The following is a 22,711-nucleotide window of genomic DNA, read 5'->3' on the forward strand; positions in this document are numbered from 1 at the left end:
AAGTACGCAGTACGGCAGTTAGCCTGCGCCGTCACACGCGCAGTCCCATGTTTTCCGATCGCTTGACCTCTTTGCGGGCCGCTCGCGCGCCTCGCACGGGGACGCTCACGCCTGCGATCCGCAACGAGTGGTTACACCATGAAATCGACGCCTTCCTCTCAGACCGCCAATCCGGCAGGTCAAACGGTCGCGACGAAATCGAACACGGATGAATTTGTCCGCATCGAAAACGTCGTGAAGAAATTCGGCGACAGTGTCGCTGTCGACAACGTCAGCCTGAACATCGCGAAGAACGAACTGTTCGCGCTGCTCGGTAGCTCAGGCTGCGGCAAGTCCACGCTGCTGCGGATGCTCGCGGGGCTCGAGACGGTCACGTCGGGGCGTATCTTCGTCGAAGGCGAAGATCTGGCCTCGCTGCCGCCGTACAAGCGCCCGGTGAACATGATGTTCCAGTCGTACGCGCTCTTTCCGCACATGACGGTCGAGTCGAACATCGCGTTCGGCCTCAAGCAGGAAGGCGTGCCGAAGAACGAGATCAAGGAGCGTGTCGCCGATGCGCTGAATCTCGTGCAGATGAGCAAGTATGGACAGCGCAAGCCGCATCAACTGTCGGGCGGCCAGCAGCAGCGCGTCGCGCTCGCGCGTTCGCTCGTCAAGCGGCCGAAGCTGCTGCTGCTCGACGAACCGATGTCCGCGCTCGACAAAAAGATTCGTCAGAAGACCCAGCTCGAACTGGTCAACATCATCGAGAAAGTGGACGTGACGTGCGTGATGGTCACCCACGATCAGGAAGAAGCGATGACGATGGCCGGCCGACTCGCGGTGATGAGCGAAGGCCGCATCGTGCAGATCGGTTCGCCATCCCACGTTTATGAATTTCCGAACAGCCGCTTCTCCGCCGAGTTCATCGGTACGACGAACCTGTTCGAAGGTGTCGTCGTCGAGGACGAGCCGGATCATATTTTCGTCGAGAGCCAGGATCTCGAAGCGCGGATGTACGTGAGCCACGGCGTGACCGGACCGCTCGGGATGCCGGTCGGCATCTCGGTGCGCCCGGAACGCGTACGGGTGTCGCGCGAACGCCCGGCCGTGCCGCACAACTGGGCGCGCGGCATCGTCTCCGATGTCGCGTATATGGGCAGCTATTCGCTGTATCACGTGCGTCTGCCGAGCGGCAAGGTCGTCGTGTCGAATCTGTCGAGCTCGCATCTGATGAACGAGGGCGCGCCCTCGTGGAACGACGACGTGTTCGTCCATTGGTCGCCGGCAAGCGGCGTGGTGCTGACGCAATGAGAACGACCGCCCCCACCTCCCCCACCGCGCTCACCGCCGGGCAACGCACCGGCTTCTTCTGGCGCTTCGTGCCGTCCGGCCGCACCACGGTTATCGGCGTGCCGTTCATCTGGCTCGCGCTGTTCTTCGCGTTGCCGTTCGTGCTGGTGCTGAAAATCAGCTTCGCGGATCTGCGGCTCGGCATTCCGCCGTACACCGAGCTGATGACCGCGAAAGACGGCATGGTCCATTTCGCGCTGCAGTTCGGCCACTACGCGTTCCTGTTGCAGGACAGTCTGTACGCAGCGACCTACCTCAGCTCGGTGAAGATGGCCGCGGTGTCGACGCTCTGCTGTCTGTTGATCGGCTATCCGATTGCGTACTACATCGCGCGCTCGGCGCCGGCCACGCGCAACCTGCTGATGATGGGCGTGATGTTGCCGTTCTGGACGTCGTTCCTGATCCGCGTGTATGCATGGATCGGCATCCTGAAGGACGACGGTCTGCTCAACCACACGCTGATCGCACTCGGCATCATCCACACGCCGCTGCGGCTCTATCACACGGATGCGGGCGTCTATATCGGCATGGTGTATTCGTACCTGCCGTTCATGGTGATGCCGCTCTATGCGCACCTCGTGAAGATGGATCTCACGCTGCTCGAAGCCGCGTACGACCTCGGCGCAAAACCGTGGACCGCATTCACGCGAATCACGCTGCCGCTGTCGAAGAACGGGATCATCGCCGGCAGTCTGCTCGTGTTCATTCCTGCAGTGGGCGAGTACGTGATCCCGGAACTGCTCGGCGGCGCCGACACGTTGATGATCGGCCGCGTCATGTGGGATGAATTCTTCAACGACATGGACTGGCCCATGGCGTCCGCTGTCACGGTCGCGATGGTGTTGCTGCTGCTCGTGCCGATGGCCGTGTTCCAGTACTACCAGGTCAAGGAACTGGAGGGCGCGAAATGATCCAGCCAAACAAGAAACTTTCTGCCGGCGTACTGACGCTGGGCTTCCTGTTCCTCTACATCCCGATCATCAGCCTCGTGGTGTTCTCGTTCAACGAGTCGAAGCTCGTCACCGTATGGTCGGGTTTCTCGCTGAAGTGGTACGGCGCACTGCTGCAGGACGACGAACTGCTCACGGCCGCGTGGCTGTCGCTGAAGATCGGCTTGATGACCGCGTGCGCGTCGGTCGTGATCGGCACGTGGGCCGGCTTCGTGCTCGCGCGCTTCGGACGGTTTCGCGGCTTCACGTTTTTCGCGGGGATGGTCAACGCGCCGCTCGTGATTCCCGAGGTGATCCAGGGCATCTCGCTGCTGCTGCTGTTCGTCGCGCTCGAACAGATGCTCGGCTGGCCGAAGGGACGCGGCGTGCTGACCATCTGGATCGGTCACGTGATGCTGTGCGTGTCCTACGTCGCGATCATCGTGCAGTCGCGTGTAAAGGAACTGAACAAGTCGCTCGAAGAAGCCGCGCTCGATCTCGGCGCGACGCCGCTGAAAGTGTTCTTCCTGATCACGCTGCCGCTGATCTCGCAGGCGCTGATGGCCGGCTGGCTGCTGTCGTTCACGCTGTCGATCGACGACCTCGTGCTGTCCGCGTTCCTGTCGGGCCCAGGCTCGACGACGCTGCCGCTCGTCGTGTTCTCGCGCGTGCGGCTCGGCCTGAATCCGGAGATGAACGCACTCGCGACGATCTTCATCACGATCGTGACGATCGGCGTGATCGCAGTCAACCGATGGATGCTGTCGCGCGAACGCAAGCACATGCGCGACATGCAACTCGCGTTCGCGTCGCCCGCACCGGACGCATCCGCCTCCCCTCTTCAACCTGCCGCCACGACAAAAGCGCTCGACGCGGCGCGCGCATAAGCAGTGCCTCGCAATACGACTACAAGGAGAACGTCAATGAAGATGAAACTGATCTGTCTGCTGGTCGCGGGGACCCTTCCGGGTGTCGCGCTGGCCGACTCCACCAGCGCGCAGTTGAAGGCGATGCAGACGCAGTTGAACGCGTTGCAGAAAGAGGTCAAGGAATTGCGCGCGCAGGTCGCCAGCAAGAAGGCCACGCCTGCTGTCGCGGCTACGCCGGGTACTGCGGGTAAGGGAACCACGCCGGCAGTCGCCGCAGCACCAGTCGACGTGTCGTCGCCGGAGTACGGCAAGGCGCAGGCGTCGTTGACCAACGACGACGTCACGTCGATGAAGCAGCAGATCGCGAACCAGCAGCTGAAGGTGGATTCGCTCGAAGACGCCGCGAACACCGGGCCGATCGCGGGCCTGTCGGTGACGGGCTACATCGATCCGACCTACATCTACAACCGTGCAGGGGGCGGTTCGTCGTTCCTGTTCGCGAACCACGAAAGCAGCTACAACTACTTCAACAGCACGTTCGGCGATCTGTACCTCGACATCAAGAAGACGTTCGGCGTAGGACCGATGGCCCCGTCCGCCGAAATCACGCTGATGCCGAACCGCGGCAACGGGATCACGCTGCTGCAGAACTCGCACGGCGAGATCGGCAACAACATCCTGAACACGGCCGTCGTCAACGTGCCGTTGACCAGCACGACAACACTCGTTGCCGGTTTGATTCCGAGCTTCGGCGGCTACGAAGTGCAGCAGTCGAACCAGATGCTGACGCTCACGCACAACCTGCTGTACGACTTCTCGGATCCGGGCAGCTACGTCGGTATCGGCGCGAACTACACAACGGGCAACTGGGCGTGGAAGTTCTTCCTCGGCAACGAACAGTACCGCACGTATGGGTCCGTCACGCAGACGGGCGTGAACTCGCTCGGCGATCCGATCACGACGAGCAACAAGGTGCCGACCTTCACTGCGCGCACCGACTATACGTGGTCGAGCGCACTCGATATCGGCGCGTCGTTCAACATCGGCCGGCAAACGCTGCCGAGCGCGTTCAACGCCACCAGCGGCACCGCGGCGTATGGCGTCGGTGGACAGGCGCCGAACGCGTACGGCACGTTCCTCTTCGGCGAGGCCGACCTCACGTACACGCTCGCGGACGTGCAGTACAACGCCGAAGTCGACTACGGCCAGCAGCAGCATGCGGCGTTCAACGGCGGCCAGGCGCAGTGGTACGGCCTGTCACTGCTCGCGCACCGCAAGTTCAACATGCCGGTGGTCGGACGGATGGGTGCGACGCTGCGCTACGATGTGCTCGTCGACAGCAAGAACGGCGGCGGTGGTGGCGGCATTGCGCTGAATTCGAATGGTATGGACACGGCGAACGGCTTCGGCATCGGCGCGGACTGCCTCGCGAATTCGCAGGCAAACGGCGGCCTCGGTTTCGAATGCAAGGGCTCGACGCGTCAGGACGTCGCACTCGACCTGCTGTTCTATCCGACGCAGCAGATCACCGTGAAGGTGGAATACCGTCACGACTGGTCGAACAAGCAGGTGTTCCTGCGTAACGACGGCTCGTACAGCAAGTCCAACGACCTGCTCGCGACGCAGTTCATCTACTCGTTCTAACGGGACCGGCCGGCGCATGTACTTCAAAGCGCCGGCCACTTGATTGCTTTTCTGCCTATATGCAAGGTCTTTTCTCGCAGCAGTCACACGTCGCGTCGTACTACGCGGCCACCGTCAACGACACGACCGTTCATCCGCCGCTCGACACCGATATTGCCGTCGACGTGTGCGTGATCGGCGCCGGCCTCACCGGCATCTCTACCGCATTGAATCTCGCGGAGCACGGCCATTCGGTCGCGGTGCTCGAAGCATCGAAAGTCGGCTGGGCCGCGAGCGGACGCAACGGCGGCCAGCTGATCGGCGGCTTCGCGTGCGACATCGATACGTTCGCGAAGTATCTGCCCGACGACGACGTCAAGCGTATCTGGGCGATGGGCCAGGAAACGCTCGACATCGTGCGGATGCGCGTCGACAAACATCAGATCGACTGCGATCTGACTTCTGGCTATCTGACCGCTGCAAACAAATCTAGTCACGTCGACGACTTACGCCGCTGGCGCGACGATGCCGCGACGCGTTTCGGTTACGACCGGCTGCGCTACGTCGAGCGCGAATCGCTCGGCCAGTACGTGCAGTCGTCGCGCTATGTCGGCGGACTGTTCGATCCGGACAGCGGCCATCTTCATCCGCTCAACTACACGCTCGGTCTCGCGCGTGCGGCCGTCGCCGCAGGCGCGAGAATTTTCGAGGACAGCTGCGTCACCGCACTGAGTCACGAAGGCGGGAGGCACGTCGTCAAGACCGAACGCGGCACTGTGCGTGCGCAATTCGTCGTGCTCGCGTGCAACACGTACCTCGGCGCGCTCGCGCCGTCGGTTGCGCGCAAGATCATGCCGGTCGGTACGTACGTGATTGCGACCGAGCCCCTCGGCGAAGCGCGTGCGCATGCGCTGATGCCCGCACAGGCCGCCGTGTGCGACAGCCGCTTCGTGCTCGACTATTTCCGCCCTTCCCCCGACAGTCGATTGCTGTGGGGCGGCAAGGTCAGCTACTCGACGCTCGCGCCGCGCAATCTCGCGCAGGCGATGCGCGAGGATATGCTGAAGACGTTCCCGCAACTCGCGGACGTCGCGGTCGATTATGCGTGGGGCGGTTTCGTCGACATCACGATGAACCGCGCGCCGCACTTCGGCCGCCTCGAACCGACGGTTTATTTCGCGCAGGGGTTCTCGGGGCACGGCGTCAACACGACCGGACTCGCAGGCAAACTGATCGCCGAGGCGATCAGCGGTCAGGCGTCGCGTTTCGATCTGTTCGGCAAGATCGAACACCGCGATTTCCCCGGTGGCGCTACACTGCGCACCCCTGCACTCGTACTGGCGATGGCGTGGTATCGCCTGAAGGATCTGCTTTGATGACCGACAGTCTCGATCGACGTGCGGATGACCTGATCCGCGATTCCTGGTACGAAGCGAGCGTGTCGCGCCCGCCGAATGACGACCCGCAGCTGCAAGGCACACACGAAGCCGACGTGTGCGTGATCGGCGCGGGCTTCGCGGGGTTGTCGGTTGCGCTCGAATGCCGTGCGCGCGGGCTGTCGGTGATCGTCGTCGATGCGCATCGGCCGGGCTGGGGTGCATCGGGCCGTAACGGCGGGCAGATGATCGTCGGCTTCGCCAAGGATCCGGTGATCGAACAGCAGCTCGGACTCGACGGGGCGCGCGCCGCGTGGGCGCTGTCCGTCGAAGGCGTAAAGCTGGTGCGCGAACGGGTCGAGCGCTATGGCATCGACTGCGATCTGACGCACGGCTATCTGACCGTCGCGACCAAGCCGAAGCGCGTACCGGACCTGCGTGCATGGATGGAAGCAGCCACGCAGCGCTGGGGCTATGCGCAGCTGTCGTGGCTCGACACCGATGCAATACGCGCGCGCGTCCAATCGACGCGCTATCTGGCGGGCGTCTACGATCCGTTGTCCGGACACCTGCATCCGCTCAAGTATTGCCTCGGACTCGCCGATGCCGCACGGCGCGAAGGTGCGCAACTGTTCGCGCATTCGCCGGTGATCGACGTCGTGCGCGGCGAACGTCCAGTCGTACGTACCGCTGCGGGCGAAGTGCGCTGCCGTTTCGTCGCGGCCTGCGGCAACGCGACGATCGGTAACGTGCTGCCCGCCGGCATCGCTGCGCGCATCGCGCCGATCGCGTCGTACATCGTCGCGACCGAACCGCTCGGCGAGGCGCGTGCGAACGCGCTGATTGCGGGCCGCGAAGCGATCTGCGACAACAACTTCGTGCTCGACTACTTTCGTCTGTCGGCCGATCATCGTGTGCTGTTCGGCGGTCGCGCGAGTTCGTCGGGTGCATCGCCTGCGCAGCTCTCAGACGCGATCCGTCAGCGGATGCTCGGCGTGTTCCCGCAACTCGCCGACGTGAAAACAGCCTACGCATGGGGCGGTTTCGTCGACGTCACGCGCAACCGTGCGCCGGACTTCGGCCGGATCGATCCGAATTACTTCTACGTGCAGGGGTTTTCCGGTCATGGCGTGGCGCTGACCGGCATCGCGGGCCGTGTCGTCGCGCAGGCGATTGCAGGTGATGGCGCGGCATTCGATCTGTTCGCGAAGCTGAAGCATGCGCGCTTTCCGGGCGGCCCTGCGCTGCGCGGGCCGGCGCTCGAAATCGGCATGCTGTATCACCGGATACTCGAACTGTTCTAGCGGGTTCGGTGTTCATTCGGTGTCTCTCGCGACGAAGGCCGTCGCATGGTCGACGCAAAACCGCCTTAAAATCGACGTGTAATGTCCGGCATCCGTGCCGGACGCGTCCCGGCCCTTCCGAAGAGACATCGATGACCCAACTCACCGCTGCTATTGCATCGAAATTCGCTACGCTCGCGCTCGATCACCTGACGCGCGAATACCCGAACAAGCTCACGCACTCGCTCGCCGGTCCGCAGGACGTGCAGGGGCCGCGTGCGCTGCATCCGATCTTCTACGGCAGCTATGACTGGCACTCATGCGTGCATGGGTACTGGCTCGTGCTGCATCTGCTCGAACGCTATCCCGATCTGCCCGAGGCCGCGCGTATCGTCGCAACGGTCGACGAACACTTCACCGATGCGAACGTGGCCGGCGAACGCGCATACCTCGATCTGCCGGGCAATCGCGGTTTCGAGCGGCCGTATGGCTGGGCTTGGCTGCTTGCGCTGTCGGCACAACTCGATGCGCTGAAGCATCCCAATGCCGCGCGCTGGGCCGCGACGTTCGCGCCGCTCACCGATGCATTCGTCGAGCGCTTCGAGGAGTTTCTGCCGAAGGCGACTTATCCGCTGCGTGTCGGCACGCATTTCAACATGGCGTTCGCGCTTGCGTTGACGCTCGATTTCGCGCGTGCGACGTCACGTGATGGGCTCGCTGCGTTGATCGTCGAGACAGCAAAGCGCTGGTATCTGAACGACGTTGGATGCCAGGCGTGGGAGCCTGCGGGCGATGAGTTTCTGTCGCCGTCGTTGATGGAAGCGGAGTTGATGCGTCGCGTGCTGCCTGCGTCGGAGTTCGCCGAATGGTTCGCGCGTTTCCTGCCCGATCTCGCGCAGAGCCAGCCCGCGACGCTGTTCGCACCGGTTACGGTCAGCGATCGCAGCGACGGCAAGATCGCGCATCTGGACGGGCTGAATCTGAGCCGCGCGTGGTGCCAGCGTTCGCTTGCGCGTGCGCTACCCGTTGGCGATGCTCGACGTGCGCGGCTCGAAGACGCGGCGCAGCGTCATCTGGATAGCGCGCTCGCACACGTTGCGGGTGACTACATGGGCGAGCATTGGCTTGCTACGTTTGCGACGCTTGCGCTTGAGGCTTAGGCGAGCGTCGTCGGTTGCGTCAGTGTGAGATGTCTTCGAGCGCAATACCCCGCGTTCGAGGACCAAGCAGCCCAATCGCCAGCATCACAACCGCCATCGCCCCCGCGATAAACACAAACACGCCGACAGCACCGAACAGCCGCAACACCCACGCAATCAGAAACGCGGTAAAGATCGCAGAAAACCGGCTCCACGAATAAACGAAGCCCACCGCACGCGCACGGATGCTGGTCGGAAAAAGCTCCGACTGATACGCGTGGAAGCTGTACGACATGATGTTGTTCGCGAGCGTCAGGCCGATGCCGAGCGTCACGAGCAGCACCGCGTCCGCGACCTGGCTGAACCACAACCCGCAGACGATGTTCGCCGCGGCCATCGCGACGATCACCGTCCTGCGCTCGAGGCGGTCGGCAATCCAGAGGCCGATCAACGGACCGACCGGCGCGGCGAGCGCAATCAGCGTCGAATACATCAGGCTCGTCGTCACCGTGATGCCCTGCTTGATCAGCAGCGTCGGCACCCAGTTCGCGAAGCCGTAGAAGCCGACCGTCTGGAACACGTTGAAGATCACCAGCATCAGCGTGCGGCTGCGATACGGCGGCACCCACATGTCGGAGAAACGGCCTTGCGCGACAACCGGCGTTGCCGCTGCGGGCGGCGGTAGCGGCCTGCCCGACTCGGCCTCCGCTTTCGCTTCGAGCATCCGCATCACGCGATCCGCTTCGTCGAGGCGCCCCTGCTGCGCGAGCCAGCGTGGGCTTTCCGGCAACTGCCGGCGAATCCACCAGACGAACAGCGCCCCATGAGCACCAATCAGCACGACCCAGCGCCACCCATCGAGCCCGAACAGCGTGCGCGGCACCAGCAGGTAAGCGAGGAATGCGACCACCGGTACCGCGGTGAAGCCGACCGCCTGCTCGCACGCGAACGCGCGGCCGCGAATGTGCTTCGGCACCAGCTCGGAAATGTACGTGCCGATCGTCACGAGTTCGACGCCGATGCCGATCCCCGCGACGAAGCGCCAGAAGTTGAGGCCTGTCGCAGTCTCCTGGAACGCCATCACGACGTTCGCGACGGTGTACCACAGCAGCGAGTACGTGAAGATCGCTCGACGGCCGAAGCGGTCCGCGAGAAAGCCGCACGCGATCGTGCCGATGAAGAGGCCCGCGAACAGCGCGGCGATAAAACTCGCGACACCGGTCGTGCCGAACAGACCTTGCGTGGTCGACGTCAGCAGGCCGCTTTTGACAAGGCCAGGCGCGACGTAGCCCGTATATAGCAGGTCGTACAGCTCGAAGAAGAAGCCGAGACTCAGCAGCACGACGAGCGTCCAGATCGAGCGCGTCGCCGGTAACCGGTCGAGCCGCGCCGAGATCGTGCCGGCGTCGATATTGTGTGCTGCGCTCGCGGGTCGGTCGGATGATGCCATGTCGTCTCCTCTTTCGACTCTCTTTAGTCTATTAGCCGTCGGCGCGCGTGGCCGGATGCGGGTCTGGCCTGCATTCTAGCTGCACGCGGCTTTCAGTTCGCCCAACCAGAGGATGATCGCGGCTACGTGTCTTCCGCAAGCCGACGGTCGAGACGATGCGATAGCTTGCGGATCAGTAGCGTCGCCGAGCAGCAGAACACGAAGAACCACACCATTGCATACAGATACACCCACAGCATCATGTCCGTCCTGCCCGCTGCATTGACCACGGTATTGCAGCGGCTGACGATCTCCGGCACGCCGATCACCGACGCCGTCGACGACGCCATCACGACGATCACGAAGTAATTGCCCCAGCTTGATATAAATAGATGTGCGTCGCGTCGATTGCCTGCGCGCCATGCACGCACCGCGCGCAGTAGATGATCCGACACGAAGCCCGCCACCGCGAGCGCCAGTGCGAGGGCTGCCTTTAGCCACGACGGGAATGGCATGCGTGCCGCGATAAACGGCAGCGGCAACGTATTCGGCAACATGAAGACCAGATAGAACTGAAACACGAACGTTGGTATGTTGTGCGTGAGCCCGGTGACCGTCATGCCCGTGTTCGCGAACGTTCGGCGCGGCGACACGCGCAACCGCATCAGAAAATAGCCGCACACGCTGCCGACGATCATCGCAATCGCCGAGATCGCGATGTTCCAAACGAAGCCGCCCGCGAGAAACGGCGTCCACGCGAGCAGCATGCTCACGATATGGCCCATGCTATCGGGATCGTCAATGCCGCCCATGTGTGCCCCGCTTTTCCATCCAGCGCAGCAGGCCCAGCACGCCGAACACCGGCAGCAGGAACATCAGCATCAGCGTGTTCATCATCGTTGCGACGTTGCCGTGTTCCGCGACAATCGATGTCGACACCGACAACAGTTCGGGCACGGCGACGGCGCTCGCCATCATCGTCGCTTTCGTCACGTTGACGAGCAGCGCGGTAACCGATGCGGACGCTTGATGGATCAACGGGCCGATGGTCGCGATGCGTAGCGAGAAGCCGGGCGTCAGGCGGCGTTCGTGGCGCGCCGCATCTTCGAGTGCCTGCATTACGCCCGCGCCGGTGTACAGACTCAACGACGCGACGACAGCGACAAACGCGTTGCACTGAAGACCCCAGCGTGCCGCGACCAGACTGCCGATGCCGAACACCAACACGTAGATCTGTAGCAGCGGCGGCGTCATTCTCGCGACCAGCGCGAAGCCGCGCAGCGCCCGGCTGACGACCGGCCATTCGCGCGCAGCAAGCAACGCGAGCACCACGCCGCACATAAGGCTACCCGACACGCAGCACACGGTCAGCGCAAGCGTCAGCCACAGGCCGTGCAGAAATTCGGCTCGCTCGTAATCGTCGTAGATGTATGTCAGATTGATACCGGTCTTCTCGAACACACGCAGCCCCCAACTGCGCAGCCCCGTCACGTCGGTCGACGTGACGAAGATCGGATTGCGACATGTGGGCGGCCACTGTCCGTCTGCTTGACGACGGCACAGCCATGCGCCGTTCGGCTCGCGACGCGTCCACAACGTGTGCATGTCGGCGAGAAACGCCGACGGCGGCAGACCCCATTTCCGTTCGAGCGCGATCAGCAGGCCGCTTCGATGCCAGTCCGCGACCGTATCGCCGATGAAGGTTCCGAGCGGATCGTCCTTCGCGGTGCGAGCGATCGCGATCGCCCACGGCGTCATCAGCTCGGGCGGCAAGCCGATGCGATAGCCGCGCCATTCCGGAGTCAGCAGATCGCCTGCTATCGCGGTGTTGTCGAACAGCCAGCCGACGCAGCGTTTGTCGCGCACGCCGAGTTTCGCATCGCGGCCGTTCGCGTAGATCTGCAGAGTCGCCAGATAACGCGTCGCCACCGTGCGGTTGAAATAGCTGCCCTGTGTTGCGCAGACGGTTTCGCCGCGAATCGCAGCCCATGTTTTCAGCGTGCTGTCGGGACGCGTCATCAGCGTCACGCCGGACGAGTAGTAGTCCGGTTCGATCAGCGTCGCGATCTGCCGACGTTCCGACGTATCGCCGAGCGTGGCGATGGTCACGTCGGCGCGGCCCTCATCAAGCACCTGTAGCCGGTTCGTTCCGGTCACGCCGACGGTATGCAGTTGCACGCCGAGACGCATGGCAAGATCGGCGGCGAGATCGTGTTCGAAGCCCTCCTGCACTGCTTCGCGCGACAGCATGCCGAATGGCGGGTAATCGGTTTTTACCGCGACGACCAGTACGCCGCGCTGACGGATCGTGTCGAGCAGACTGGTCGCGTGTGCGGTGGTGGCTGTCGCCGCGATAGCTATGGCGATAACGACCGCGCACAGCGAACGTGTTCTGTGCGAACGCGCACGCCGCATCATGCTGGCCACGCCAGCACGCGGATGCCGTAGCCGAGCGCAGGCGTAATGCCACGCGACACGATGCGATCGAGACCGCGCAGCACACCCGATCGCGTCACCCACCATTCGGGCAGCACGCTCTCCGCTTCGCAGCGCTCGATAGCGAAGCCCGCAGCCGCGAGGTCCGCGCGCAGATCGCGCAGCGTGTACAGGTGATAGAAGAACGTCAGTGAATCGCCGTTCACCTGTCGCGTGAAATGGATGTTGCCGCCTTCGTCCTGCGGTGGCTGCGCGCGGCCCAGGCGACGCGCGAGTGCCGCCTTCAGTAGTTCCCACGGACGGCGCCGGTAAATCGACGGCACCGACAGGATCAATCGACCGTCGTTACGCAACAGACGATGCAGCGCCGACAACGTGCGGACCCGCGCAGCGCGGTCACCGAGATGCGACAGCACGCCGAAGAGCATCAGAATCAGGTCATACGAAGCGGGCTTTCCGAGTGCGCTCAGGTCGTCATGAATGAATGCGACGCGATCGCCGTAAGGCGTACGCTTCAGCGCATCGGCGAACTCCGTCAACGATGCAGCTGAAATATCGAATGCAGTCACATGGGCGTTCGATTCCGCGAGCAGCGCGAGTGCATAGCGACCGTTGCCGCAGCCGAAATCGAGAATCCGCGCGGCACTACGCGCGCCATTGTCGAGCAGGAACGCAAGCGTGGTTGCATTGGGCTGCGGATAGCGCTGCCGGTAGCCGTCGCTCGAGAAATACCGGTCGTACGTGTGCTGCATTTCTGCGGCGACGGGGTCGACGAAGCGGTCCGGGGTCATGACGCGCTCCGCGTTGCAGCAGTTTCGCCATGTGCCGCTTCGCGCAACTGCGCCAGCAAGTCGTGCGCGCCGTGATCCTCTTTCGCGAGACCGGCCTCGATCTTGCGGATCACTGCGAGCGTCGTACGCGATGGCGCAACGCCTCTTCGCGCGCGTCGGCGCATCCACCACACTGCCCCGCGCGCAAACAGCATCATGAAGAAAAGGCGCACACGCTCCAGCTCCGCGATCACATTCACGACACCGGCCGCTACCCACAGCGCGAGCAGTGGTGCGAGATAGCTGTCGATCACGCTCGCCAGCGCTGCCGGAAAATGCGCATACGTCCACGGCGTGCCGTTGCGATAGAAATCGTCGACGCGGCTTTCCGCGAGATCGACGTTGCCCGAATAGCGCGGAAACTCATCGGAGCGGTTGACGTAGCTGCTTCGGCGATGCACCTCGCGCATCGCTTCAAGCACCGCATAGGTCGTCGCCGGCGGCAGGTCACGCCGCGCAGCCACCGAAATCGTCGCAGCGAGCATCCCGACGTTCTGCGCGGGGCGGTTCTTCGCGAGATCGAAAACCCCGGCAGGCAAGGTGATTTCCTTCAGATAGGTCAGCTTCTTCGTGATCGCGGTTTGCTGCGCGATCTGCACCATCGTCAGGTTGGGATCTTTCGCGAGGTCGGCCATCAGGTCGCTGTCGGCAGCGAGAATGAACAGCCCCGCATCGAACTCGCCCCGCTTCAGGCGATCGATGCCCTGATCGAGCGGCAGGAATTCGATGTGCGTGTTGGTTGGGTCGATCCCGTTCAGCGCGAAGATGCCGAGCAGCGTGCGGCTCGTCAGGCTGCGCTCGGGCGGCAGCACAAGGCTCATGCCGCGCAGGTCGGAGAATGCGTGGACTTGCCGTGTTGCAGCGGTGTGTCCGTTTTCGAAAATGAAGATCGGCTGCAACTGGATGTCGCCGAGCGACATCAGCTTGTCACGGGTCCCGGCGCCAAGATCGCCGGCAACAAAGCCGATGTCGAGATGACGGCGATCGTCAGCAACCTCTGCGCCGATCTCGTCGGTGTTCTGAAACGGCACGATCTCGACGCGATAGCCCTTCTGCTCGATGATCTTCCGATACTCCACCGCGGTTTCATAAAAGCTGCCGCCGACCGGTCCGGCCGCGATGCGGATGTGCCGCGACGGCAGCACGTGCACGGTCGCGTACACGACGCCACCGAGCACCAGCGCACTCAGCAATACGTGCGGACGCCGAAGTTTCTGCATGGTTCGCCACATGTCGAATTCCCGTTCGGATTCCCCGTTACCCGCGGCATCTGGACGATCGACGGCTACCGTGGTCGGCATTGCGCGCGGCCATGCGCATCATCGGCCGGCCGTGCGTACGCCTTCGTTATCGTGGTGACCTTTCGCTGTTGCTGTCGACGCCGCGTAAGGTCGAGGTACGGAAGCCAGTGTAAAAACCGGCCGACGCGACGGAAATGTGGCATTCGTTTGCACCAAAGCCACAGGGCGAAAGTCACGCTTGCAGGCAGGTAACGACGGCGCCCGGTTCCGGTGCAAATGCCCGACGACGTGCCCCTGCGCGATGCATCGGGGATCGAATTTCGCCTGCAATTTCGTTAGCCGGAATAGATTTCGATATGAACTTTAATCAAATCCTTATTATTTACTCAGTTCATATTTATTCATTTTTCAATAGAACGCACCCTCCATTCATTCGATCAATTAAAACGCTGTCGTCCGATTTTTTTGTAGCAGTGTCAACGCCTGGCGTGACACGGACGAACGAGGTAAACAACCGGTCGACGCGAAAGGCGGAACGTAGCTGATCGCATGAGATGTACCGAATGGCGAACCGGCTCGCCCGATCTTACGGTTCTCCTACGTATTTTGGCAGTTTGAGCAAGAACGAGGATTCATGCGGCTTTCGAACCACCCTACCTATGTTCAGCCTGTATTTTTTCCGCATCGATCCGGCAACGCGCCACCTCGTATACAGCTGATGTGTCGTCCGCGTGTCCAGGACTGCTTAGCTAAACATGGTCGCCTCACGCACCGTGACATGGCCGTTCCGGTGCATGTGCTCATGCATCGAACGCAAGTCGTTTTGATTAAATTTATGCAGCATGTTTATTTTTATAAAGCAACATAAGGAAATTCTAATTACTCAAACTTTTTCTCTTGCGTTTACCCGTATCGTCGGACTATATTCCGGTCACGACATTGCGCCGCACAATTCGTTCCGCGTAATGAGCTTAGTAGTACTTTTTAGTGCGGCTTGCCGTGACGGCCCGCCGTCACGGCTCGCATCGAATTCGGCTGAAGTAGTTCACCGTGATCGCCCTTCATGGCGCGATGGTGGGTCGTTTTGTCTTTCGAAACGCGGAGATGACATGCCTGTCGAGAAAGTAGTCGTTCGCCTCGCGAATTCGTTCAACGTGCATGTCGAACGGCATGTGTTCCATCCGCACGCGGACAGCGTCATCCTGATCAACGGCGCATTGGCGACGACCGCGTCGTTCGGACAGACGATCAAGTACATGGGCGAACGGTACAACGTCGTGTGCTTCGATCTACCGTATGCGGGGCAGTCTCGCCAGCACAACAAGAGCTCGTCCGTGCTGACCAAGGACGACGAGGTCGACATCCTGCTCGAGCTGATCCATCGCTTCAAACCCGCTTTTCTATGCTCGGTGTCGTGGGGTGGACTGGCCGCGCTGCTTGCGCTCTCGCGCGGCGCGAGCAGCATTCGCCGCGCGACGATCTGCTCGTTCTCGCCGTTCCTGAACGACGCGATGGTCCGCTACGTCACCTCCGCGCGGGACCTGCTTTCACGCAGCGAAAACCGGCTCGCCGCACAACTGCTCAACGATACGGTCGGGCAGCATCTGCCGCGCATCGTGAAGCTGCTGAACTACCGCTACCTGACTGCGCTGCCAAAGGATGAAGTCGATCAGGTCGCGTTCCACGTCGACCAGATTCTCGCGCTGGAACCGGATGCCTACCTGCCCAGGCTCGCGGATATCCGCTGCCAGGTGAAGTTCATCAACGGCGCACTCGACGAACACACCACCGCGCACGACATCCGGCAGATCCTGCCTTACGTGAAAGGCGCGCAGTTCGCATCGATCCCCGACGCCGGCCACTTCCTCGATCTCGAAGGCCGTGCGCAGGCGGCTGCAGTGCGCGAGGAAATTCTCGGCTTCTACGGCGCGCCCACAACGCCCGCGCACACGACGTCGCCGTCGCTGATTCCCTCGCCTCAAGAGCAAACGTTTGCCCATATCGGGCTCAACACGTCATTCGGAGCCTGAGCATGGCCTACCTGCGTTCCGCCGTCATCGTGGTGCCGTGGCTGATATGGCTCGCGTACTGGGTTCGTGCGTCGTCGGGCACCAAGCAGACCGTGCGTCTCGAAGGCCGGTTGTCGCGCACACCGCAGGCACTGCTGCTGATTCTCGGCGGTGCGTTGGTCGTGCTGCCGCCGGCTGCGTTCGGCCTGCCCGCTGGCGCTGACAACTTCGGCACGCTGCAAGCCGCGGGGCTCGTTGCACTGATAGCGGGGCTAGCGTTCACGGTATGGGCACGCCTGCATCTCGGCACGAACTGGAGCGTATCGGTCACGCTGAAGGATGCGCACGAACTGATCCGCAGCGGACCGTACGGACTCGTGCGGCATCCGATCTATACGGGCTGTCTGCTCGGCGTGATCGGCTCGGCGATGATCCGCGGCGAGTGGCTGGGCGTAATCGGTTTCGCGATGATCTTCGCGTCGCTCGCGTACAAGGTCCGCATCGAGGAGAGCTGGTTGTCCGAACGTTTCGGCGAAGGCTACCGCGTGTACCAGCGTGAAGTTCGTGCGCTGGTACCGGGACTGTACTGATCCGTCGCGCACGTCAGGCACCCCGGGGCACAACACGTATGGCACAGATCATCATCACGGCGATCGGTTCGACCGGCGACGTGCATCCGTTTCTCGCGATCGGCCGCACGCTCGCGGACCGTGGGCACAACATCGTCTTCTGCACGCATCCGCCGTTTGCACCGCTCGTCGAGCAGCAGGGCTTTCGCTTCGTGCCGATCGGCACCGCGCAGGAATACGAAGAGGCGCTCGCGAATCCAGCGCTGTGGCATCCGCGCACGTCGTTTCGCACGCTGTGGAAAGTGATCGCGCCGACCATCCGTCCGCACGTCGATGCACTGACCGCGCTCGTCACCGACGACACGATCATGGTCGGCTCGCTATGGGCCTTCTCCGCGCGCATCGTGCAGGAGATTCAGGGCACGCCGTATATCTCGGTGCAGGTCTCGCCGTCGACGCTCCTGTCCAGTCACGCACCGCCGACGCACAAGCGCTTCACCGTGCCGATGTGGCTGCCGCTGCAGATTCGCATCGCATCGATGCGTCTGATCGAAAAAGCCGTACTCGACCCGGCGCTCGGCCCCGCATTGAACGGCGTGCGTAATGAAATCGGCCTCGCGCCCGCACGACGCATCCTCGGCAAATGGCTGCATTCGCCGGACGGCGTGCTGTGCCTGTTCCCCGAATGGTTCGCGAAGCCTCAACCCGACTGGCCGTCCAATCGCTTTCTGTGCGGCTTTCCGATGGCCCGCGAAACCGGTCTCGCACCGCTCGACGACGACCTCGCCGATTTCCTGTCTGCCGGCGCACCGCCCATCGCCATCACCGCGGGCTCGACGCTGATCGACGAGCGCGCGTTCTTCGGTGCAGTGGAGGAAGCGATCCGCCTGACCGGCGTGCGCGCGATTGTGCTCACGCGCAGCACGCCTGCTGCGCTCGCCGCGCATCCGCACGTCAAACTGCGGCCGTTCGTCCCGATGCAAACGCTGCTGCCGCGCTGTGCGGCGATCGTCCATCACGGCGGTATCGGCACGGCTGCGCCCGCATTCGCAAGCGGCATCCCACAGGTCGTCACGCCGTTCGCGCACGATCAGTTCGACAACGCCGCGCGCATCGAGAAAACCGGCTGCGGTCTGCGCATCGACGGACCGGCTAGCGGACGCGCAATTGCAGCCGCACTGACACGTTTGACGCGCGATCCCGCCGTCGCCGCGCAGTGCGCGCAGATGCGCCGTCATATCGCCGAAGCCCCCGATGCAACCGTCGCCGCGTCACAGTACATCGAGCGCTTCGCACCGTCGGTGCCCGCACTCGAAGCACTGGATGCGCGCGCATGACGGGCGCACCTCCGCACCCTCAGTCCGCACCGCTTCTGCACGGCGCGAAGCTCGCTCTGCTGACGTTCGCGCTATCGCTGGCCACCTTCATCGAAGTCCTCGATTCGACCGTCACCAACGTCGCAGTGCCGTCGATCGCCGGCAGTCTCGGCGTATCGAACTCGCAGGCGAGCTGGGTCATCAGTTCGTACTCGGTGTCGGCGGCCATCGCCGTGCCGTTGACCGGGTGGCTATCGAACCGTGTCGGCGAAGCACGGCTCTTCGTGATCGCCGTGCTGCTGTTCACGCTGACGTCGTTGATGTGCGCAACCGCGCCGAACCTCGAAATGCTGGTGGTTTTTCGATCGCTGCAGGGGCTTAGCTCGGGCCCGATGGTGCCGTTGTCGCAGACCATCCTGCTGCGCGCGTTTCCGCCGCAGCAGCGCGTGCTCGCGCTCGCGCTGTGGGCGATGACCGTACTGCTCGCACCGATCTTCGGACCGGTGTTCGGCGGCTGGATCATCGATCGTTTCTCGTGGCCGTGGATCTTCTTCATCAACCTGCCGATCGGCGTGTTCGCATTCGTGGCGTGCACGTTGCTGCTTCGTCGCGATCCCGCGCCTGAGAAGCGCGCGCGCATCGACATCCCCGGCATCGTGCTACTGGTGGTCGGTGTCGGTTCGCTGCAGGCGGTACTCGATCTCGGCCGCGAAAACGGCTGGTTCGATTCGCCGATGATCGTCACGCTCGCGGTCGTCGCCGCGCTCGCGCTGTCATCGCTGCTGATCTGGGAATCGGCGGAAACGCATCCGGTGATCGACCTGTCGCTGTTCCGCGACCGCACGTTCTCGTTCGGCGTCGCGATCATTTCGTTCGGCATGGTCGCGTTCTCGGTGATCGGCGTGATCTTTCCACTGTGGATGCAGACCGTGATGGGCTACAGCGCATTCCAGGCAGGCATGGCAACCGCACCGCTCGGTATCCTCGCGCTCGTCTTCTCGCTGCTGATCGGTATCTATCTCGAGAAGATCGACGCGCGCGTCGTCACGTCGTTCGGCTTTCTCGTGTTTTTCGGTGTGCTCGCGTGGGACACCGCGCACTTCACACTGACGATGACCTTCCAGCAGATCGTCACGCCGATGCTGATCCAGGGCATCGGGCTGCCCTGCTTCTTCATTCCGTTGACAGCCGCGATCGTGTCGCGCGTGCCGGATCACAAGCTCGCCGCCGCATCGGGGCTGTCGAATTTTCTGCGCACGCTGTCGGCCGCGTTCGGCACCGCGCTCAGCGTCACGTGGTGGGACAACCGTGCAGCGTTTCACTATGGCACGCTGCGTCAGTCAGTGACGGCCGCGTCCGACGGCACCAGTATGTTCGCGCAGTCGCTGCACGATGCGGGGCTCGCGGGCGCAGGACCGTTGCCGGTGATTCGCGAGGTCGTGCAGCAGCAGTCGTACATGATGGCGACCAACGATCTCTTCTATATGGCCTGCATCGTGTGTCTGGTGCTCGCGGCAACGATGTGGATGACGCGGCCCGCGCGCCGTTTGTCCGCAGCAGGTGCGGGGCATTGATGACCATGACGCGCTGTTTAAACCATACGTCTATGATCCGCCTTCGCACGCTCGCCGTCTCGATGCTGCTCGTGTCGACGCTCACCGCATGCATCGACGACGGCACCGCACGTCATGCCTTAGCGTTGCACGTACCGAAGGCCGACGCGCTCGCGAACACCACGCGCAGCAGTACAGCGCCGAACACGACCGACTGGCCAGCAACAAACTGGGTCGCCTCGTTCGGCGATCCGCAGCTCGTCGCGCTCGTCGACGAGACCTGTGCGAACAGCCCCGACATCGACATCGCGAACGCTCGGATCGCTTCCGCACAGGCGCAGCTCGACACGTTCGGCACGACGACCGGACTCGGCGGTACCGTGACCGCGAACGCGCTGAAGGCGAGGATGCCGAGGGTCGACGGTGCCGCGAACGTGAACTACGCGGGCACCACCATCCCGATCGATCTGTTCAGCGACCCGTGGACGTCGCCTTCGAGCATCATCGGCGCCGCGCACTACGACCTCGACCTGTGGGGCCGCAATCGCGCGATCACGCGTTCGCTGGTCGCCGAGCGCGATGCGACGCGTGTCGACGCGCAGCAGGCGCGCCTGTCGCTCGTGACGACGCTCGTCAAGTTGTACGGTCAGTTCGACGCGGACTACGCCGCGCGCGATCTGGTCGTGCAGAAGCAGCAGGACGAACAGCGTCGCGATGCGATCCTGCAAAACCGCATGAAACGCGGTCTCGATACCGGTTACGACGTGCAGACCGCGCGCGCACGTCAGACCGATCTCGCGCTGCAACTGCAACAGGCCGACGACGCAATCACGCAGATCCGTCTGCAGATCGGCGTGCTGACCGGCAACGGACCCGAGCGCGGTCTGAAGCTCGCACGCCCCACGCTCGCCGCATCGAGCGCCACCGCATTGGCGTTGCCTGCGAACCTGCCGCTCGATCTGCTTGGCCGTCGACCCGACATCGTCGCCGCTCGCCTGCGCGTCGCAGCCGCCGAAGGACGGATCGACGCAGCACGCGCACGCTTCTATCCGAACATCGATCTGATCGGCGCAGCGGGTTTTTCGTCGCTGAATGTCGGCTCGCTGCTGTCCAGTTCGTCTGCGCTGTTCGCGATCGGTCCTGCCCTGTCGCTACCGATCTTCGAACGGCCGCAACTGCGCGCGCAACTGCACGGCGAACAGGCGAACGCAGACGCGATGATCGGCCTCTACAACAAGACGCTCGATACGGCGCTCGGCGAAGTAGCGCGCTCGATCACGAGCGTGCGCAGCGCCGACGCGCAGATCGCGTTGCAGGAACAGACCGTCGCGGCGCGCTCGCGTGTTGCGTGGATAGCAGACGAACGGCATAAGCGCGGCCTGCTGCCGGAGGAACAGGTGCTGTCCGCGCGTCTTGCGCTCGCCGACGAACAGCTTCGCCTCGTGACACTGCGCGCGCAGCGGCGCGACGCGAAAATCGCGCTGATCCGCGCGCTCGGCGGCGGCTTCGATTACGACATCAAAGAGAACCACGGGCATGCATAGAGACAATCTGTCCGAAGCCGACATGGCGCCAGCGATCATCGACGTGCAGGACGCACCGGATCAGCGCGACCCGCGCAAGGTACGTCGGCGCAACGCGATGTTCGCGGTACTGGCCGCGCTCGTACTGCTTGCGGCGCTCGGGGCCGCGATTGAATGGCTCGTGTGGGGCCGCTACACGGAAAGCACCGACAACGCCTACGTGACGGGCAACATCGTGCGCATCGCCGCGCGCGCGCCGGGTGTCGTACGCGATGTCGCGGTCGTCGATACCGAATGCGTGAAGGCGGGCCAGCCGCTCGTGCGACTCGATCAGACCGATGCGCAGATCGCGCTCGAACGCGCGAAGGCCGGCCTCGTTCAATCCGTGCGGCAAACGCGGCAAACCGGCTTTACGAATTCGATGTACGAAGATGCGGTCCGTGCGCGCACTGCCGATCTCGCGCTCGCGGAACAGGCGCTGAAAGCGCGTTCGAATGCGCCGTCGGAAGTCGTCTCCGGCGAAGAGTATGCGCGTGCGCAGTCGTCGGTCACGCTTGCGCGTGCGAATCTCGCGGCTGCTCGCAACCAGCTGGCAGCGGGCCGCGCGGCAACCGGTCCCGCCGACGCGAAGGACAGTCCTGCGGTGGCAGACGCTGCGCAGCAAGTGCGGCTTGCGTACGTGAATCTCGCGCACACGACGATCGCCGCGCCGGTCGCCGGTTGCGTCACGCAGCGCTCGGTGCAGATCGGCCAGCCCGTTGCTGCGGGCGCGCAGTTGATGGCGGTCGTGCCGCTGTCGCAGTTGTGGATCGAGGCGAATTTCAAGGAAGCGCAGATTCGTCACGTACGTATCGGACAACCGGTGAAGATCGTGTCGGACCTGTACGGCTCGGGCGTGGTGTTTCATGGCCGTGTCGAGGGTCTAGCGCCCGGTACGGGTAGCGTGTTCTCGATGCTGCCGCCGCAGAACGCGGCGGGCAACTGGATCAAAGTCGTGCAGCGTCTGCCGGTGACGATCTCGCTCGTGCCCGCTGAAATTGCGACGCATCCGCTGCCGTTGGGTGTATCGATGGATGTGTCGGTCGATACGCATGATCGCAGCGGCACGATCACGACATCGGAGCCTTCGCCGCGCATGAAGAGAACGCCTGTCGCCGACGACGACACGATGCAGCAGGCAGACGGGATCGTCAGTGCGGTGATCGACGGTGCGCAACAATGAAACTCTTTCGAAGCATGACGGTTCCCCAGCTG

General features: G+C 63.2%; 18 protein-coding genes. 13 read left to right on the top strand and 5 right to left on the bottom strand.

All coding sequences use genetic code 11. The features are described 5' to 3' along the window. Positions 1–138 precede the first annotated feature (138 nt). From E1748_RS04530 to E1748_RS04560, 7 genes are all read left to right on the top strand, one after another. On the top strand, positions 139–1,293 hold the full coding sequence (locus E1748_RS04530) for an ABC transporter ATP-binding protein (RefSeq protein ID WP_133645942.1): 1,155 nt from the start codon (positions 139–141) through the stop codon (positions 1,291–1,293). After that, on the top strand, positions 1,290–2,243 hold the full coding sequence (locus E1748_RS04535; protein WP_133645943.1) for an ABC transporter permease subunit: 954 nt from the start codon (positions 1,290–1,292) through the stop codon (positions 2,241–2,243). Before E1748_RS04530 ends, E1748_RS04535 begins: the two co-directional genes overlap by 4 nt. Next, the gene (locus E1748_RS04540) at positions 2,240–3,148 is read left to right on the top strand and encodes an ABC transporter permease subunit (RefSeq protein WP_133645944.1); all 909 of its coding nucleotides are present in this window, start codon (positions 2,240–2,242) and stop codon (positions 3,146–3,148) included. Before E1748_RS04535 ends, E1748_RS04540 begins: the two co-directional genes overlap by 4 nt. Positions 3,149–3,184: 36 nt before the next feature. Next, a complete protein-coding gene (locus tag E1748_RS04545) occupies positions 3,185–4,774 on the top strand; it encodes a DUF3138 family protein (protein ID WP_133645945.1) in 1,590 nt (529 codons plus the stop codon). 59 nt (positions 4,775–4,833) lie between these two features. After that, positions 4,834–6,129: an NAD(P)/FAD-dependent oxidoreductase gene (locus tag E1748_RS04550; protein WP_133645946.1), complete on the top strand. Its 1,296-nt coding sequence runs from the start codon at positions 4,834–4,836 to the stop codon at positions 6,127–6,129. Then, entirely contained in the window at positions 6,129–7,433 is a 1,305-nt protein-coding gene (locus E1748_RS04555) for an NAD(P)/FAD-dependent oxidoreductase (RefSeq protein ID WP_133645947.1), read from the top strand. Before E1748_RS04550 ends, E1748_RS04555 begins: the two co-directional genes overlap by 1 nt. 131 nt (positions 7,434–7,564) lie before the next feature. Then, complete coding sequence (locus E1748_RS04560) at positions 7,565–8,572, top strand: DUF2891 domain-containing protein (protein WP_133645948.1); 1,008 nt, start codon at positions 7,565–7,567, stop codon at positions 8,570–8,572. A gap of 19 nt (positions 8,573–8,591) precedes the next feature. On the opposite strand, the gene E1748_RS04565 is transcribed toward E1748_RS04560, so the two are convergent. From E1748_RS04565 to E1748_RS04585, 5 genes are all read right to left on the bottom strand, one after another. Further along, positions 8,592–10,001 carry an MFS transporter gene (locus E1748_RS04565; protein WP_133645949.1) on the bottom strand — a complete coding sequence of 470 codons (1,410 nt, stop codon included), beginning with the start codon at positions 9,999–10,001 and terminating at the stop codon, positions 8,592–8,594. 122 nt (positions 10,002–10,123) lie between these two features. Next, positions 10,124–10,792 (bottom strand): polar amino acid ABC transporter permease, encoded by a 669-nt coding sequence (locus E1748_RS04570; protein ID WP_133645950.1) that lies wholly within the window; start codon positions 10,790–10,792, stop codon positions 10,124–10,126. Further along, positions 10,779–12,398 (bottom strand): ABC transporter permease subunit, encoded by a 1,620-nt coding sequence (locus E1748_RS04575; RefSeq protein ID WP_166653500.1) that lies wholly within the window; start codon positions 12,396–12,398, stop codon positions 10,779–10,781. The genes E1748_RS04570 and E1748_RS04575 overlap by 14 nt, the downstream gene beginning before the upstream one ends. Next, positions 12,395–13,207 (bottom strand): class I SAM-dependent methyltransferase, encoded by an 813-nt coding sequence (locus tag E1748_RS04580; RefSeq protein WP_133645952.1) that lies wholly within the window; start codon positions 13,205–13,207, stop codon positions 12,395–12,397. Before E1748_RS04580 ends, E1748_RS04575 begins: the two co-directional genes overlap by 4 nt. Further along, positions 13,204–14,466: a TAXI family TRAP transporter solute-binding subunit gene (locus E1748_RS04585; RefSeq protein ID WP_166653501.1), complete on the bottom strand. Its 1,263-nt coding sequence runs from the start codon at positions 14,464–14,466 to the stop codon at positions 13,204–13,206. The genes E1748_RS04580 and E1748_RS04585 overlap by 4 nt, the downstream gene beginning before the upstream one ends. 1,130 nt (positions 14,467–15,596) lie before the next feature. On the opposite strand from E1748_RS04585, the gene E1748_RS04590 reads away from it, so the two are divergent. From E1748_RS04590 to E1748_RS04615, 6 genes are read left to right on the top strand one after another with little or no spacing between them, the layout of a single operon-like run. Then, positions 15,597–16,517, top strand: coding sequence for an alpha/beta fold hydrolase (locus tag E1748_RS04590; protein ID WP_133645954.1), 921 nt, complete (start codon positions 15,597–15,599; stop codon positions 16,515–16,517). Positions 16,518–16,519: 2 nt separating this feature from the next. Continuing rightward, the gene (locus E1748_RS04595) at positions 16,520–17,086 is read left to right on the top strand and encodes a methyltransferase family protein (RefSeq protein WP_133645955.1); all 567 of its coding nucleotides are present in this window, start codon (positions 16,520–16,522) and stop codon (positions 17,084–17,086) included. Between the two features lie 38 nt (positions 17,087–17,124). Next, complete coding sequence (locus E1748_RS04600) at positions 17,125–18,402, top strand: glycosyltransferase (protein WP_133645956.1); 1,278 nt, start codon at positions 17,125–17,127, stop codon at positions 18,400–18,402. Next, positions 18,399–19,955: a DHA2 family efflux MFS transporter permease subunit gene (locus tag E1748_RS04605; protein WP_133645957.1), complete on the top strand. Its 1,557-nt coding sequence runs from the start codon at positions 18,399–18,401 to the stop codon at positions 19,953–19,955. Before E1748_RS04600 ends, E1748_RS04605 begins: the two co-directional genes overlap by 4 nt. 32 nt (positions 19,956–19,987) lie before the next feature. Further along, entirely contained in the window at positions 19,988–21,478 is a 1,491-nt protein-coding gene (locus tag E1748_RS04610; protein ID WP_166653502.1) for an efflux transporter outer membrane subunit, read from the top strand. Continuing rightward, positions 21,471–22,679, top strand: coding sequence for an HlyD/EmrA/EmrK family protein (locus E1748_RS04615; protein ID WP_133645959.1), 1,209 nt, complete (start codon positions 21,471–21,473; stop codon positions 22,677–22,679). Before E1748_RS04610 ends, E1748_RS04615 begins: the two co-directional genes overlap by 8 nt. The last annotated feature ends 32 nt before the right edge of the window (positions 22,680–22,711 follow it).

This window comes from Paraburkholderia flava, assembly GCF_004359985.1.
Taxonomy (GTDB): Bacteria; Pseudomonadota; Gammaproteobacteria; order Burkholderiales; family Burkholderiaceae; genus Paraburkholderia; species Paraburkholderia flava.

Excerpts from the sequence above, each read along its gene's own strand:
- E1748_RS04570 (WP_133645950.1), bottom strand. The coding sequence starts at position 10,792 with ATGGGCGGCATTGACGATCCCGATAGCATGGGCCATATCGTGAGCATG.
- E1748_RS04580 (WP_133645952.1), bottom strand. The coding sequence starts at position 13,207 with ATGACCCCGGACCGCTTCGTCGACCCCGTCGCCGCAGAAATGCAGCAC.
- E1748_RS04555 (WP_133645947.1), top strand. The coding sequence starts at position 6,129 with ATGACCGACAGTCTCGATCGACGTGCGGATGACCTGATCCGCGATTCC.
- E1748_RS04605 (WP_133645957.1), top strand. The coding sequence starts at position 18,399 with ATGACGGGCGCACCTCCGCACCCTCAGTCCGCACCGCTTCTGCACGGC.
- E1748_RS04550 (WP_133645946.1), top strand. The coding sequence starts at position 4,834 with ATGCAAGGTCTTTTCTCGCAGCAGTCACACGTCGCGTCGTACTACGCG.
- E1748_RS04565 (WP_133645949.1), bottom strand. The coding sequence starts at position 10,001 with ATGGCATCATCCGACCGACCCGCGAGCGCAGCACACAATATCGACGCC.
- E1748_RS04545 (WP_133645945.1), top strand. The coding sequence starts at position 3,185 with ATGAAGATGAAACTGATCTGTCTGCTGGTCGCGGGGACCCTTCCGGGT.
- E1748_RS04600 (WP_133645956.1), top strand. The coding sequence starts at position 17,125 with ATGGCACAGATCATCATCACGGCGATCGGTTCGACCGGCGACGTGCAT.
- E1748_RS04560 (WP_133645948.1), top strand. The coding sequence starts at position 7,565 with ATGACCCAACTCACCGCTGCTATTGCATCGAAATTCGCTACGCTCGCG.
- E1748_RS04575 (WP_166653500.1), bottom strand. The coding sequence starts at position 12,398 with ATGATGCGGCGTGCGCGTTCGCACAGAACACGTTCGCTGTGCGCGGTC.
- E1748_RS04615 (WP_133645959.1), top strand. The coding sequence starts at position 21,471 with ATGCATAGAGACAATCTGTCCGAAGCCGACATGGCGCCAGCGATCATC.
- E1748_RS04590 (WP_133645954.1), top strand. The coding sequence starts at position 15,597 with ATGCCTGTCGAGAAAGTAGTCGTTCGCCTCGCGAATTCGTTCAACGTG.
- E1748_RS04595 (WP_133645955.1), top strand. The coding sequence starts at position 16,520 with ATGGCCTACCTGCGTTCCGCCGTCATCGTGGTGCCGTGGCTGATATGG.
- E1748_RS04540 (WP_133645944.1), top strand. The coding sequence starts at position 2,240 with ATGATCCAGCCAAACAAGAAACTTTCTGCCGGCGTACTGACGCTGGGC.
- E1748_RS04535 (WP_133645943.1), top strand. The coding sequence starts at position 1,290 with ATGAGAACGACCGCCCCCACCTCCCCCACCGCGCTCACCGCCGGGCAA.
- E1748_RS04610 (WP_166653502.1), top strand. The coding sequence starts at position 19,988 with ATGATCCGCCTTCGCACGCTCGCCGTCTCGATGCTGCTCGTGTCGACG.
- E1748_RS04530 (WP_133645942.1), top strand. The coding sequence starts at position 139 with ATGAAATCGACGCCTTCCTCTCAGACCGCCAATCCGGCAGGTCAAACG.
- E1748_RS04585 (WP_166653501.1), bottom strand. The coding sequence starts at position 14,466 with ATGCAGAAACTTCGGCGTCCGCACGTATTGCTGAGTGCGCTGGTGCTC.